This window comes from Dokdonia sp. LLG6352-1 (assembly GCF_045055815.1).
Classification (GTDB): Bacteria; Bacteroidota; Bacteroidia; order Flavobacteriales; family Flavobacteriaceae; genus Dokdonia; species Dokdonia donghaensis.
This window is the reverse complement of sequence record NZ_CP159329.1, coordinates 749,801-767,724: the sequence shown is the minus strand read 5'-3', so window position 1 is coordinate 767,724 and position 17,924 is coordinate 749,801. Positions and strand designations below refer to the sequence as shown.

1 protein-coding gene is annotated in these 17,924 nt (G+C 40.9%); it reads left to right on the top strand.

Annotated elements, in window-relative coordinates; genetic code table 11:
* The first annotated feature begins 611 nt into the window (after positions 1-611).
* On the top strand, positions 612-17,903 hold the full coding sequence (locus ABVM49_RS03425; protein WP_405203050.1) for a Calx-beta domain-containing protein: 17,292 nt from the start codon (positions 612-614) through the stop codon (positions 17,901-17,903).
* Positions 17,904-17,924 lie beyond the last annotated feature (21 nt).

Here is a 17,924-nt window from a genome sequence, read left to right as displayed (position 1 = left end):
TTTTTTTATGCTTTCAAAATTCATAAATGGTTTTTGTTGTGAAATTATTTTACAGGCCTTAAATCATCTTAAAATGGATATTCATAACAAATAAGCCAATTTTAGCAGTTGGCAACAAATTATCAAATAAATAAAATACAATAAAAATGTAAGATTAAACTTGTTAATATAATTTACTATGACTGATTAAATACTGTTAAAAATAGCTTAAAAACAGAAAATTTTTCTAATTACTTGATAGCGAGTTACTTGTAAAAAATTGATTTAAGTTCATTTTTATGTTAATTTTATTTAGAAACTAATTTGATCAATTTCTGTTAATGCCTTTGTTTACGTATCTTTCGGGGCGTTAATAAATTTTTTTTGACCTTTTTTAAAATGTTAAATTTTGTTAAATAAGATATACTGTGTTTTCGGTGTAATTTTGTTTTAACAAAAATTTTACTTGTGTAGTATGTCGATATAATTTCTCGGTTTATCGGATAATCTGCTAGTTGTTTGGCTGGTAAAGTTCATTATATCTCCGTAATCTACATTTGTTTTGGTTTTTAAATTACACCCTCTTAATTGATAATCAAACCCGAAAGCTTGTCTTTCACTTTTAATAGTTTATGAAAAAAGTTACTCTTGATCAAGTTTCAAAAAGTTTAAAATACTTTCTGATTCCTGTTTGTGTTTTTCTGTTTGGTCAAAATATACAAGCACAATCTACACCTAGATCGTGTGATGACGACCCTATTGTTTTAAACAGCGCAAATTTTGTCGGTGCAAATATGACAGTAGAATCTGAATCTGGCGATCCCAATGCGGTAGAAGTCAATGATGTGTTTAGATTTAACGATGTAGCTCCAGGGATAGATTGTTTAATTTCGGTAGATGCATTCGTTAATGGTGCAGGAATAAGTAGCATAGATAATCTTGATGCTTCAACAGCACTTGTTGGTGGTTTTGATCGAGCATTTCAACCAGTGATTGATGGAGATCCAGGTGTTGATGGTCAGGAGGTTGTATTTACATTGAACTTTGTTCTTGCAGATACAAATATTAGTCAAACAGTGTCAATATACTTGACAGCATTGGATTTAGACAGTAATCAGCCAGGTGATAAGGAGAGGGTGAAACTGGAACTTCCTGATGCATACTTTACAAATGGTGCAGATTCTGAATTGATAATCATTGAAACTGCAAACCAGATTATTGGTGAGTCTAATGGTTCTGGAATTGTAAACGGTATAAATGTAGATGATTCATATTCGTTTACAGGTTACTATAATTCATTTTCATCTATTGAGTATACTATAAGTAAAGATGGTTATAATGGTGGTCTTGGTTTTGAAGACAGACAGTTTTCTTTGTTATTTGAAGATGTTGTTTATTCTCCAGAAGAGGCTGTTCTTCTTACTGATCCAATAATATGTGGTCAGGTTTTCGTTGATAACGTTCCGAGACAGGGTGTGACAATTAATCTTACTGGTGATTCAACACAAACTACTGTTACTGATTCAAATGGCCAATACAGTTTCACAGTACCTGGTAATGGAAACTTTACAATTACTGAGGTTGACCCAACAGGTATTACTTCTACTAGTGATGTAGATGGTGCTAATGATAATGTAATTAATACATCAATCACTGGTCTAGAATCTTCTCAGGAAAATGATTTTTTTGATACGATCACTGTTTCTATTGGGGATGTAACAGTTACAGAAGGAAATGATGGAACTACTGTGGTAGCTGAATTCCCAGTAACCTTAAGTGCTCCTGCCGATACAGATACAGTAGTAACTTTTACCGTTGCTGATGGAACAGGAACGGTTGGTGATGCAGATTATGTAGCACCAACGGAGTTGACCGTAACGATCCCTGCTGGAGAGACGAGTGCTGTATTCCCAGTAACGGTAAATGGTGATGACGTTGTAGAATCAGATGAAGAATTTGAAGTAACGATTGCTAACACTACCAACGGTACGATTGATCCTGCTGCCACAACAGGAACTGGAACAATTACCAATGACGATGCTACTGTCGTAAGCATCGGCGATGTAACAGTAACAGAAGGAAATGATGGAACTACGGTTGTAGCGAACTTCCCTGTAACCTTAAGTGCTCCTGCCGATACAGATACAGTAATAACTTTCACTGTTGCTGATGGAACAGGAACGGTTGGTGATACAGATTATGTAGCACCAACGGAGTTAACCGTAACGATCCCTGCTGGAGAGACGAGTGCTGTATTCCCAGTAACGGTAAATGGTGATGATGTTGTAGAATCAGATGAAGAATTTGAAGTAACGATTACTAACACTACCAATGGAACCATAGATCCTGCTGCCACAACAGGAACTGGAACAATTACCAATGACGATGCTACTGTCGTAAGCATCGGCGATGTAACAGTTACAGAAGGAAATGATGGAACTACTGTGGTAGCTGAATTCCCTGTAACCTTAAGTGCTCCTGCCGATACAGATACAGTAGTAACCTTCACTGTTGCTGATGGAACAGGAACGGTTGGTGATGCAGATTATGTAGCACCAACGGAGTTAACCGTAACGATCCCTGCTGGAGAGACGAGTGCTGTATTCCCAGTAACGGTAAATGGCGATGATGTTGTAGAATCAGATGAAGAATTTGAAGTAACGATTACTAATACCACAAACGGTACGATTGATCCTGCTGCCACAACAGGAACTGGAACAATTACCAATGACGACGCTACTGTCGTAAGTATTGGCGATGTAACAGTTACAGAAGGAAATGATGGAACTACGGTGGTAGCTGAATTCCCAGTAACCTTAAGTGCTCCTGCCGATACAGATACAGTAGTAACTTTCACTGTTGCTGATGGAACAGGAACGGTTGGTGATGCAGATTATGTAGCACCAACGGAGTTAACCGTAACGATCCCTGCTGGAGAGACGAGTGCTGTATTCCCAGTAACGGTAAATGGCGATGATGTTGTAGAATCAGATGAAGAATTTGAAGTAACGATTACTAATACTACTAATGGTACGATTGATCCTGCTGCCACAACAGGAACTGGAACAATTACCAATGACGACGCTACTGTCGTAAGTATTGGCGATGTAACAGTTACAGAAGGAAATGATGGAACTACTGTGGTAGCTGAATTCCCTGTAACCTTAAGTGCTCCTGCCGATACAGATACAGTAGTAACCTTCACTGTTGCTGATGGAACAGGAACGGTTGGTGATGCAGATTATGTAGCACCAACGGAGTTAACCGTAACGATCCCTGCTGGAGAGACGAGTGCTGTATTCCCAGTAACGGTAAATGGCGATGATGTTGTAGAATCAGATGAAGAATTTGAAGTAACGATTACTAATACCACAAACGGTACGATTGATCCTGCTGCCACAACAGGAACTGGAACAATTACCAATGACGACGCTACTGTCGTAAGTATTGGCGATGTAACAGTTACAGAAGGAAATGATGGAACTACTGTGGTAGCTGAATTCCCAGTAACCTTAAGTGCTCCTGCCGATACAGATACAGTAGTAACCTTCACTGTTGCTGATGGAACAGGAACGGTTGGTGATGCAGATTATGTAGCACCAACGGAGTTAACCGTAACGATCCCTGCTGGAGAGACGAGTGCTGTATTCCCAGTAACGGTAAATGGCGATGATGTTGTAGAATCAGATGAAGAATTTGAAGTAACGATTACTAATACTACTAATGGTACGATTGATCCTGCTGCCACAACAGGAACTGGAACAATTACCAATGACGACGCTACTGTCGTAAGTATTGGCGATGTAACAGTTACAGAAGGAAATGATGGAACTACCGTAGTCGCTGAATTCCCAGTAACCTTAAGTGCTCCTGCCGATACAGATACAGTAGTAACCTTCACTGTTGCTGATGGAACAGGAACGGTTGGTGATGCAGATTATGTAGCACCAACGGAGTTAACCGTAACGATCCCTGCTGGAGAGACGAGTGCTGTATTCCCAGTAACGGTAAATGGCGATGATGTTGTAGAATCAGATGAAGAATTTGAAGTAACGATTACTAATACTACTAATGGTACGATTGATCCTGCTGCCACAACAGGAACTGGAACAATTACCAATGACGATGCTACTGTCGTAAGTATTGGCGATGTAACAGTTACAGAAGGAAATGATGGAACTACCGTAGTCGCTGAATTCCCTGTAACCTTAAGTGCTCCTGCCGATACAGATACAGTAGTAACTTTTACCGTTGCTGATGGAACAGGAACGGTTGGTGACGCAGATTATGTAGCACCAACGGAGTTAACTGTAACAATCCCTGCTGGAGAGACGAGTGCTGTATTCCCAGTAACGGTAAATGGCGATGATGTTGTAGAATCAGATGAAGAATTTGAAGTAACGATTACTAATACTACTAATGGTACGATTGATCCTGCTGCCACAACAGGAACTGGAACAATTACCAATGACGATGCTACTGTCGTAAGTATTGGCGATGTAACAGTTACAGAAGGAAATGATGGAACTACCGTAGTCGCTGAATTCCCTGTAACCTTAAGTGCTCCTGCCGATACAGATACAGTAGTAACTTTCACTGTTGCTGATGGAACAGGAACGGTTGGTGATGCAGATTATGTAGCACCGACAGTATTAACAGTAACGATTCCTGCTGGTCAAACAAGTGGAGTATTTCCGGTAACCGTTAATGGAGACGATAAAGTTGAAAATAATGAGCAATTTTCGGTTAGTATAGCTAGTGTATCTAGCGGAACAATTAATTCAGCGGCAAACACTGGAGTGGGAACAATTACCAATGACGATGCTACTGTCGTAAGCATTGGGGATGTAACAGTTACAGAAGGAAATGATGGAACTACTGTGGTAGCTGAATTCCCAGTAACCTTAAGTGCTCCTGCCGATACAGATACAGTAGTAACTTTTACCGTTGCTGATGGAACAGGAACGGTTGGTGATGCAGATTATGTAGCACCAACGGAGTTGACCGTAACGATCCCTGCTGGAGAGACGAGTGCTGTATTCCCAGTAACGGTAAATGGTGATGACGTTGTAGAATCAGATGAAGAATTTGAAGTAACGATTGCTAACACTACCAACGGTACGATTGATCCTGCTGCCACAACAGGAACTGGAACAATTACCAATGACGATGCTACTGTCGTAAGCATCGGCGATGTAACAGTAACAGAAGGAAATGATGGAACTACGGTTGTAGCGAACTTCCCTGTAACCTTAAGTGCTCCTGCCGATACAGATACAGTAATAACTTTCACTGTTGCTGATGGAACAGGAACGGTTGGTGATACAGATTATGTAGCACCAACGGAGTTAACCGTAACGATCCCTGCTGGAGAGACGAGTGCTGTATTCCCAGTAACGGTAAATGGCGATGATGTTGTAGAATCAGATGAAGAATTTGAAGTAACGATTACTAATACCACAAACGGTACGATTGATCCTGCTGCCACAACAGGAACTGGAACAATTACCAATGACGACGCTACTGTCGTAAGTATTGGCGATGTAACAGTTACAGAAGGAAATGATGGAACTACTGTGGTAGCTGAATTCCCTGTAACCTTAAGTGCTCCTGCCGATACAGATACAGTAGTAACCTTCACTGTTGCTGATGGAACAGGAACGGTTGGTGATGCAGATTATGTAGCACCAACGGAGTTAACCGTAACGATCCCTGCTGGAGAGACGAGTGCTGTATTCCCAGTAACGGTAAATGGCGATGATGTTGTAGAATCAGATGAAGAATTTGAAGTAACGATTACTAATACCACAAACGGTACGATTGATCCTGCTGCCACAACAGGAACTGGAACAATTACCAATGACGACGCTACTGTCGTAAGTATTGGCGATGTAACAGTTACAGAAGGAAATGATGGAACTACTGTGGTAGCTGAATTCCCAGTAACCTTAAGTGCTCCTGCCGATACAGATACAGTAGTAACCTTCACTGTTGCTGATGGAACAGGAACGGTTGGTGATGCAGATTATGTAGCACCAACGGAGTTAACCGTAACGATCCCTGCTGGAGAGACGAGTGCTGTATTCCCAGTAACGGTAAATGGCGATGATGTTGTAGAATCAGATGAAGAATTTGAAGTAACGATTACTAATACTACTAATGGTACGATTGATCCTGCTGCCACAACAGGAACTGGAACAATTACCAATGACGACGCTACTGTCGTAAGTATTGGCGATGTAACAGTTACAGAAGGAAATGATGGAACTACGGTGGTAGCTGAATTCCCAGTAACCTTAAGTGCTCCTGCCGATACAGATACAGTAGTAACCTTCACTGTTGCTGATGGAACAGGAACGGTTGGTGATGCAGATTATGTAGCACCAACGGAGTTAACCGTAACGATCCCTGCTGGAGAGACGAGTGCTGTATTCCCAGTAACGGTAAATGGCGATGATGTTGTAGAATCAGATGAAGAATTTGAAGTAACGATTACTAATACCACAAACGGTACGATTGATCCTGCTGCCACAACAGGAACTGGAACAATTACCAATGACGATGCTACTGTCGTAAGCATTGGGGATGTAACAGTTACAGAAGGAAATGATGGAACTACTGTGGTAGCTGAATTCCCAGTAACCTTAAGTGCTCCTGCCGATACAGATACAGTAGTAACTTTTACCGTTGCTGATGGAACAGGAACGGTTGGTGATGCAGATTATGTAGCACCAACGGAGTTAACCGTAACGATCCCTGCTGGAGAGACGAGTGCTGTATTCCCAGTAACGGTAAATGGTGATGACGTTGTAGAATCAGATGAAGAATTTGAAGTAACGATTGCTAACACTACCAACGGTACGATTGATCCTGCTGCCACAACAGGAACTGGAACAATTACCAATGACGATGCTACTGTCGTAAGCATCGGCGATGTAACAGTAACAGAAGGAAATGATGGAACTACGGTTGTAGCTGAATTCCCAGTAACCTTAAGTGCTCCTGCCGATACAGATACAGTAATAACTTTCACTGTTGCTGATGGAACAGGAACGGTTGGTGATACAGATTATGTAGCACCAACGGAGTTAACCGTAACGATCCCTGCTGGAGAGACGAGTGCTGTATTCCCAGTAACGGTAAATGGTGATGATGTTGTAGAATCAGATGAAGAATTTGAAGTAACGATTACTAACACTACCAATGGAACCATAGATCCTGCTGCCACAACAGGAACTGGAACAATTACCAATGACGATGCTACTGTCGTAAGCATCGGCGATGTAACAGTTACAGAAGGAAATGATGGAACTACTGTGGTAGCTGAATTCCCTGTAACCTTAAGTGCTCCTGCCGATACAGATACAGTAGTAACCTTCACTGTTGCTGATGGAACAGGAACGGTTGGTGATGCAGATTATGTAGCACCAACGGAGTTAACCGTAACGATCCCTGCTGGAGAGACGAGTGCTGTATTCCCAGTAACGGTAAATGGCGATGATGTTGTAGAATCAGATGAAGAATTTGAAGTAACGATTACTAATACCACAAACGGTACGATTGATCCTGCTGCCACAACAGGAACTGGAACAATTACCAATGACGACGCTACTGTCGTAAGTATTGGCGATGTAACAGTTACAGAAGGAAATGATGGAACTACTGTGGTAGCTGAATTCCCAGTAACCTTAAGTGCTCCTGCCGATACAGATACAGTAGTAACCTTCACTGTTGCTGATGGAACAGGAACGGTTGGTGATGCAGATTATGTAGCACCAACGGAGTTAACCGTAACGATCCCTGCTGGAGAGACGAGTGCTGTATTCCCAGTAACGGTAAATGGCGATGATGTTGTAGAATCAGATGAAGAATTTGAAGTAACGATTACTAATACCACAAACGGTACGATTGATCCTGCTGCCACAACAGGAACTGGAACAATTACCAATGACGACGCTACTGTCGTAAGTATTGGCGATGTAACAGTTACAGAAGGAAATGATGGAACTACCGTAGTCGCTGAATTCCCTGTAACCTTAAGTGCTCCTGCCGATACAGATACAGTAATAACTTTCACTGTTGCTGATGGAACAGGAACGGTTGGTGATGCAGATTATGTAGCACCAACGGAGTTAACCGTAACGATCCCTGCTGGAGAGACGAGTGCTGTATTCCCAGTAACGGTAAATGGCGATGATGTTGTAGAATCAGATGAAGAATTTGAAGTAACGATTACTAATACTACTAATGGTACGATTGATCCTGCTGCCACAACAGGAACTGGAACAATTACCAATGACGACGCTACTGTCGTAAGTATTGGCGATGTAACAGTTACAGAAGGAAATGATGGAACTACCGTAGTCGCTGAATTCCCTGTAACCTTAAGTGCTCCTGCCGATACAGATACAGTAGTAACTTTTACCGTTGCTGATGGAACAGGAACGGTTGGTGACGCAGATTATGTAGCACCAACGGAGTTAACTGTAACAATCCCTGCTGGAGAGACGAGTGCTGTATTCCCAGTAACGGTAAATGGCGATGATGTTGTAGAATCAGATGAAGAATTTGAAGTAACGATTACTAATACTACTAATGGTACGATTGATCCTGCTGCCACAACAGGAACTGGAACAATTACCAATGACGACGCTACTGTCGTAAGTATTGGCGATGTAACAGTTACAGAAGGAAATGATGGAACTACGGTTGTAGCGAACTTCCCTGTAACCTTAAGTGCTCCTGCCGATACAGATACAGTAATAACTTTCACTGTTGCTGATGGAACAGGAACGGTTGGTGACACAGATTATGTAGCACCAACGGAGTTAACCGTAACGATCCCTGCTGGCGAGACGAGTGCTGTATTCCCAGTAACGGTAAATGGTGATGACGTTGTAGAATCAGATGAAGAATTTGAAGTAACGATTACTAATACTACAAACGGTACGATTGATCCTGCTGCCACAACAGGAACTGGAACAATTACCAATGACGATTCAACAACCGTGACTATCGAAGATATAATTGTAGACGAAGATGCTGGAACGGCAACGGTTCCTGTAACCTTGAGTAACCCAAGTGATGAGGATACTGTTATTGAAATAGTCACTACGACTGGTACTGCTGGTGAGGATGATTACGAAGAAACAATTGTAACGATAACGATTCCTGCAGGAGAGACTGAAGGAGAAGTTGTAGTTCCAATTACAGAAGACACGACAGATGAAGAGGATGAGATTTTCACAGTAGACGGAACGGTAACAAGTGGTAACACTGACAATACAGATCCTAGCGGAACGGTAACCATTATCGATAATGATGATGCTCCAACCGTGACTATCGAAGATGTAATTGTAGATGAAGATGCTGGAACTGCAACGGTTCCTGTAACCTTAAGTAACCCAAGTGATGAAGATACTATTATTGAGATAGTCACTACGACTGGTACTGCTGGTGAGGATGATTATGAAGAAACAATTGTAACGGTAACCATTCCTGCAGGAGATACTGAAGGAGAAGTTATGGTTCCAATTACAGAAGACACGACAGATGAAGAGGATGAAATCTTCACAGTAGACGGAACGGTAACAAGTGGTAACACTGATAATACAGATCCTAGTGGAACAGTAACGATTATCGATAACGATGATGCTCCAACCGTGACTATCGAAGATGTGATCGTAGATGAAGATGCTGGAACGGTAACGGTTCCTGTAACCCTAAGTAACCCAAGTGATGAAGATACTGTTATTGAGATAGTAACTACGACGGGTACAGCTGGTGAGGATGATTACGAAGAGACTATTGTAACGGTAACCATCCCTGCAGGAGAGACTGAAGGAGAAGTTATAGTTCCAATTACAGAAGACACGACAGATGAAGAAGATGAAATCTTCACAGTAGATGGAACGGTAACAAGTGGTAACACTGATAATACAGATCCTAGTGGAACAGTAACCATTATCGATAACGATGATGCTCCAACCGTGACTATCGAAGATGTGATCGTAGATGAAGATGCTGGAACGGTAACGGTTCCTGTAACCCTAAGTAACCCAAGTGATGAAGATACTGTTATTGAGATAGTAACTACGACGGGTACAGCTGGTGAGGATGATTACGAAGAGACTATTGTAACGGTAACCATTCCTGCTGGAGAGACTGAAGGAGAAGTTATAGTTCCAATTACAGAAGACACGACAGATGAAGAAGATGAAATCTTCACAGTAGACGGAACGGTAACAAGTGGCAACACTGATAATACAGATCCTAGCGGAACGGTAACGATTATCGATAACGATGGTGCGCCTACAGTGACTATCGAAGATGTAATTGTAGATGAAGATGCTGGAACTGCAACGGTTCCTGTAACCTTAAGTAACCCAAGTGATGAAGATACTGTTATTGAAATAGTAACTACAACGGGTACTGCTGGTGAGGATGATTATGAAGAGACTATTGTAACCATAATCATTCCTGCAGGAGAAACTATGGGTGAGGTTGTACTTCCTATTGATGATGATGAGATTGATGAGGGTGATGAAATCTTTACAGTAGACGGAACAGTAACAAGTGGTAACACTGACAATACAGATCCTAGCGGAACGGTAACGATTATCGATAACGATGATGCTCCAACCGTGACTATCGAAGATGTAATTGTAGATGAAGATGCTGGAACGGTAACGGTTCCTGTAACCTTAAGTAACCCAAGTGATGAAGATACTGTTATTGAAATAGTAACTACAACGGGTACTGCTGGTGAGGATGATTATGAAGAAACTATTGTAACGGTAACCATCCCTGCAGGAGAGACTGAAGGAGAAGTTATAGTTCCAATTACAGAAGACACGACAGATGAAGAAGATGAGATTTTAACAGTAGACGGAACAGTAACAAGTGGTAACACTGATAATACAGATCCTAGCGGAACGGTAACGATTATCGATAACGATGATGCTCCAACCGTGACTATCGAAGATGTAATTGTAGATGAAGATGCTGGAACGGTAACGGTTCCTGTAACCTTAAGTAACCCAAGTGATGAGGATACTGTTATAGAGATAGTAACAACAACGGGTACTGCTGGTGAGGATGATTACGAAGAAACAATTATAACGGTAATAATCCCTGCTGGAGAAACTACTGGAGAAGTTGTAATTCCTATCGAAGATGATGAGATTGATGAGGATGATGAAATCTTCACAGTAGACGGAACAGTAACAAGTGGCAACACTGATAATACAGATCCTAGCGGAACGGTAACGATTATCGATAACGATGGTGCGCCTACAGTGACTATCGAAGATGTAATTGTAGATGAAGATACTGGAACTGCAACGGTTCCTGTAACCTTAAGTAACCCAAGTGATGAGGATACTGTTGTAGAGATAGTAACTACAACGGGTACAGCTGGAGAGGATGATTATGAAGAAACAATTGTAACGGTAACCATTCCTGCAGGAGAGACTGAAGGAGAAGTTATAGTTCCAATTACAGAAGACACGACAGATGAAGAAGATGAGATTTTCACAGTAGACGGAACGGTAACAAGTGGCAACACTGACAATACAGATCCTAGCGGAATAGTAACTATTATCGATAACGATGATGCTCCAACCGTGACTATCGAAGATGTAATTGTAGATGAAGATGCTGGAACGGTAACGGTTCCTGTAACCTTAAGTAACCCAAGTGATGAGGATACTGTTATTGAAATAGTAACTACGACTGGTACTGCTGGAGAGGATGATTATGAGGAAACAATTGTAACGGTAATAATCCCTGCTGGAGAAACTACTGGAGAAGTTGTAATTCCTATCGAAGATGATGAGATTGATGAGGATGATGAAATCTTCACTGTAAATGGAACGGTAACTAGTGGTAACACAGATAATGATACCGCTCAAGGCGAAATTACAATTGTAGATAACGATGATGCGCCTACAGTGACTATCGAAGATGTGATCGTAGATGAAGATGCTGGAACGGTAACGGTTCCTGTAACCTTAAGTAACCCAAGTGATGAAGATACTGTTATTGAAATAGTAACTACGACTGGTACTGCTGGTGAGGATGATTATGAAGAAACTATTGTAACGGTAACCATCCCTGCAGGAGAGACTGAAGGAGAAGTTGTAGTTCCAATTACAGAAGACACGACAGATGAAGAAGATGAGATTTTCACAGTAGACGGAACAGTAACAAGTGGTAACACTGACAATATAGATCCTAGCGGAACAGTAACCATTATCGATAACGATGATGCTCCAACCGTGACTATCGAAGATGTGATCGTAGATGAAGATGCTGGCACTGCAACGGTTCCTGTAACCTTAAGTAACCCAAGTGATGAGGATACTGTTATTGAAATAGTAACTACGACGGGTACAGCTGGAGAGGATGATTATGAAGAGACTATTGTAACGGTAACCATTCCTGCAGGAGAGACTGAAGGAGAAGTTATAGTTCCAATTACAGAAGACACGACCGATGAAGAAGATGAGATCTTCACAGTAGACGGGACGGTAACAAGTGGCAACACTGATAATACAGATCCTAGCGGAACAGTAACCATTATCGATAACGATGATGCTCCAACCGTGACTATCGAAGATGTAATTGTAGATGAAGATGCTGGCACTGCAACGGTTCCTGTAACTCTAAGTAACCCAAGTGATGAGGATACTGTTATTGAAATAGTAACTACGACGGGTACAGCTGGAGAGGATGATTATGAAGAGACTATTGTAACGGTAACCATTCCTGCAGGAGAGACTGAAGGAGAAGTTATAGTTCCAATTACAGAAGACACGACCGATGAAGAAGATGAGATTTTCACAGTAGACGGAACGGTAACAAGTGGTAACACAGATAATGATACCGCTCAAGGCGAAATTACAATTGTAGATAATGACGATGCGCCAACCGTGACTATCGAAGATGTCATTGTAGATGAAGATGCTGGAACGGTAACGGTTCCTGTAACCTTAAGCAACCCAAGTGATGAGGATACTGTTATTGAAATAGTAACTACGACTGGTACTGCTGGTGAGGATGATTATGAAGAAACAATTGTAACGGTAACTATCCCTGCTGGAGAAACTACGAGTGAGGTTGTGATTCCTATTGAAGATGATGAACTTGATGAGGGTGATGAAATCTTTACAGTAGACGGAACGGTAACAAGTGATAACACTGACAATACAGATCCTAGCGGAACAGTAACCATTACTGATAATGATGGTGCTCCAACCGTGACTATCGAAGATGTGATAGTAGATGAAGATGCTGGAACGGTAACGGTTCTTGTAACCTTAAGCAACCCAAGTGATGAGGATACTGTTATTGAGATAGTAACTACGACTGGTACTGCTGGTGAGGATGATTACGAAGAAACAATTGTAACGATAACGATTCCTGCAGGAGAGACTGAAGGAGAAGTTGTAGTTCCAATTACAGAAGACACGACAGATGAAGAAGATGAGATTTTCATAGTAGACGGGACGGTAACAAGTGGTAACACTGACAATACAGATCCTAGCGGAACTGTAACCATTATCGATAATGACGATGCTCCAACAGTGACTATCGAAGATGTGATAGTAGATGAAGATGCTGGTACAGTAACCATTCCTGTAACCTTAAGCAACCCAAGTGATGAGGATACTGTTATAGAGATAGTAACTACAACGGGTACTGCTGGAGAGGATGATTATGAAGAAACAATTGTAACGGTAATAATCCCTGCTGGAGAAACTACTGGAGAAGTTGTAATTCCTATCGAAGATGATGAGATTGATGAGGATGATGAAATCTTCACTGTAAATGGAACGGTGACTAGTGGTAACACCGATAATGACACCGCTCAAGGCGAAATTACAATTGTAGATAATGATGATGAGCCTACAGTGACTATCGAAGATGTGATCGTAGATGAAGATGCTGGTACAGTAACCATTCCTGTAACCTTAAGTAACCCAAGTGATGAGGATACTGTTATAGAGATAGTAACTACGACTGGTACAGCTGGAGAGGATGATTATGAAGAAACAATTGTAACGGTAATAATCCCTGCTGGAGAAACTACTGGAGAAGTTGTAATTCCTATTGAAGATGATGAGCTTGATGAAGAGGATGAAATCTTCACTGTAAATGGAACGGTAACTAGTGGTAACACAGATAATGATACCGCTCAAGGCGAAATTACAATTGTAGATAATGATGGTGCTCCAACCGTGACTATCGAAGATGTGATAGTAGATGAAGATGCTGGTACAGTAACCATTCCTGTAACCTTAAGTAACCCAAGCGATGAGGATACTGTTATTGAAATAGTAACTACAACGGGTACTGCTGGAGAGGATGATTATGAAGAAACAATTGTAACGGTAATAATCCCTGCTGGAGAAACTACTGGAGAAGTTGTAATTCCTATCGAAGATGATGAGATTGATGAGGGTGATGAAATCTTCACTGTAAATGGAACGGTAACTAGTGGTAACACAGATAATGATACCGCTCAAGGCGAAATTACAATTGTAGATAACGATGATGCGCCTACAGTGACTATCGAAGATGTGATCGTAGATGAAGATGCTGGTACAGTAACCATTCCTGTAACCTTAAGTAACCCAAGCGATGAGGATACTGTTATTGAAATAGTAACTACAACGGGTACTGCTGGAGAGGATGATTATGAAGAAACAATTGTAACGGTAATAATCCCTGCTGGAGAAACTACTGGAGAAGTTGTAATTCCTATCGAAGATGATGAGATTGATGAGGATGATGAAATCTTCACTGTAAATGGAACGGTGACTAGTGGTAACACCGATAATGACACCGCTCAAGGCGAAATTACAATTGTAGATAATGATGATGAGCCTACAGTGACTATCGAAGATGTGATCGTAGATGAAGATGCTGGTACAGTAACCATTCCTGTAACCTTAAGTAACCCAAGTGATGAGGATACTGTTATAGAGATAGTAACTACGACTGGTACAGCTGGAGAGGATGATTATGAAGAAACAATTGTAACGGTAATAATCCCTGCTGGAGAAACTACTGGAGAAGTTGTAATTCCTATTGAAGATGATGAGCTTGATGAAGAGGATGAAATCTTCACTGTAAATGGAACGGTAACTAGTGGTAACACAGATAATGATACCGCTCAAGGCGAAATTACAATTGTAGATAATGATGGTGCTCCAACCGTGACTATCGAAGATGTGATAGTAGATGAAGATGCTGGTACAGTAACCATTCCTGTAACCTTAAGTAACCCAAGCGATGAGGATACTGTTATTGAAATAGTAACTACAACGGGTACTGCTGGAGAGGATGATTATGAAGAAACAATTGTAACGGTAATAATCCCTGCTGGAGAAACTACTGGAGAAGTTGTAATTCCTATCGAAGATGATGAGATTGATGAGGGTGATGAAATCTTCACTGTAAATGGAACGGTAACTAGTGGTAACACAGATAATGATACCGCTCAAGGCGAAATTACAATTGTAGATAACGATGATGCGCCTACAGTGACTATCGAAGATGTGATCGTAGATGAAGATGCTGGTACAGTAACCATTCCTGTAACCTTAAGTAACCCAAGCGATGAGGATACTGTTATTGAAATAGTAACTACAACGGGTACTGCTGGAGAGGATGATTATGAAGAAACAATTGTAACGGTAATAATCCCTGCTGGAGAAACTACTGGAGAAGTTGTAATTCCTATTGAAGATGATGAACTTGATGAGGGTGATGAAATCTTTACAGTAGACGGAACGGTAACAAGTGATAACACTGAAAACACAGATCCTAGTGGAACAGTAACCATTACTGATAATGATGGTGCTCCAACAATGACTATCGAAGATGTGATAGTAGATGAAGATGCTGGTACAGTAACCATTCCTGTAACCTTAAGTAACCCAAGTGATGAGGATACTGTTATTGAGATAGTAACTACAACGGGTACTGCTGGTGAGGATGATTATGAAGAGACTATTGTAACGGTTATAATCCCTGCTGGAGAAACTACGGGTGAGGTTGTGATACCTATTGAAGATGATGAACTTGATGAGGGTGATGAAATCTTTACAGTAGACGGAACGGTAACAAGTGGCAATACAGACAATACAGATCCTAGCGGAACAGTAACCATTATCGATAACGATGATGCTCCAATCGTGACTATCGAAGATGTAATTGTAGATGAAGATGCTGGTACAGTAACCATTCCTGTAACCCTAAGTAACCCAAGTGATGAAGATACTGTTATAGAGATAGTAACTACAACGGGTACAGCTGGAGAGGATGATTATGAAGAAACAATTGTAACGGTAATAATCCCTGCTGGAGAAACTGCTGGAGAAGTTGTGATTCCTATTGAAGATGATGAGATTGATGAGGATGATGAAATCTTCACTGTAAATGGAACGGTGACTAGTGGTAACACAGATAATGACACCGCTCAAGGCGAAATTACAATTGTAGATAATGATGATGCGCCTACAGTGACTATCGAAGATGTGATCGTAGATGAAGATGCTGGTACAGTAACCATTCCTGTAACCTTAAGTAACCCAAGTGATGAGGATACAGTTATAGAGATAGTAACTACGACTGGTACAGCTGGAGAGAATGATTATGAAGAAACAATTGTAACGGTAATAATCCCTGCTGGAGAAACTACGGGTGAGGTTGTGATTCCTATTGAAGATGATGAGCTTGATGAAGAGGATGAAATCTTCACTGTAAATGGAACAGTAACTAGTGGTAATACTGACAATACAGATCCAAGCGGAACTGTGACTATCGTAGATAATGATATAACAGGTAATCTTGATTTATCAAAGTCTAGTGAGATTGTAGATCTTAACGAAAATGGTGTTATTGATGCTGGAGACCAAATAAACTATACACTAACGGTAACTAACAATGGTTCAGTAGATCTTACAGATGTAGTTGTTTCTGATGAAATGATTATTCTAGAAGAAAATACAGTAGCATTGCTTATGGTAGGTGATAGTGTTGTATTTACAGGTAGTTATACAATCACACAAGATGATATTGACACAGGAGAAGTTATAAATATTGCTTTTGCAGAAGGAATAGATCCTCTTGGAGATATTGTAGTAGATCAGTCTGATGACCCAATGGATACAACAGATGTAGATACAGATGGAGATGGAGATGGAGAAGATCCTACAATTACTTTGATAGACCAATTACCTAGTCTTAACGTCACTAAAACAGCTTCTTATCAGGACTTTAATGCCGATGGTTTTGCAAATGCAGGTGATCAGATTATTTATACTTTTGTTGTAATGAACACTGGAAACGTCACTTTAACGGATGTTCACGTAGATGACCCGATGGTTATCGTTGCAGGTGATCCGGTAACGTTACTTCCTGGTGAAAGTGCTAATTTTACTGCGGTTTATATAATTACCGAAGAGGATGTAGCCAATGGAGAGATTGTAAACGTTGCAACAGCAGTTGCTTTAGCACCGTTTGGTGTTGAAGTGATAGATGTTTCTGATGATCCAGAAGATCCAACAACAGATGTTGATGATCCAACTGTTACAGTGTTAAGTCAGACAGCAGGTCTTATTGTAAATAATGGTATATCAATAGGTCAAGACGGCCGTAATGATAGCTTTAGAATACAAGGACTTGAGAACTTCCCTGATAATACCTTAACCATATTTAACAGATGGGGTATTGAGGTGTACACTGCAGAGCGTTATGGTGTAGATGGCAATGAATTCAGAGGTTTATCTAATGGTAGAACAACTATTAGCCAAGATGATTATTTACCTGTAGGGACCTACTATTGGATTTTAGAATATGTAAATGCAGTAGGAGATACAGTTAATGAATCAGGATACTTATATATAACACGATAAAAGATGTTAAATCGCCGGTAG

Coding starts and splice junctions, on each gene's coding strand:
- ABVM49_RS03425 (WP_405203050.1), top strand. CDS start 612: ATGAAAAAAGTTACTCTTGATCAAGTTTCAAAAAGTTTAAAATACTTT.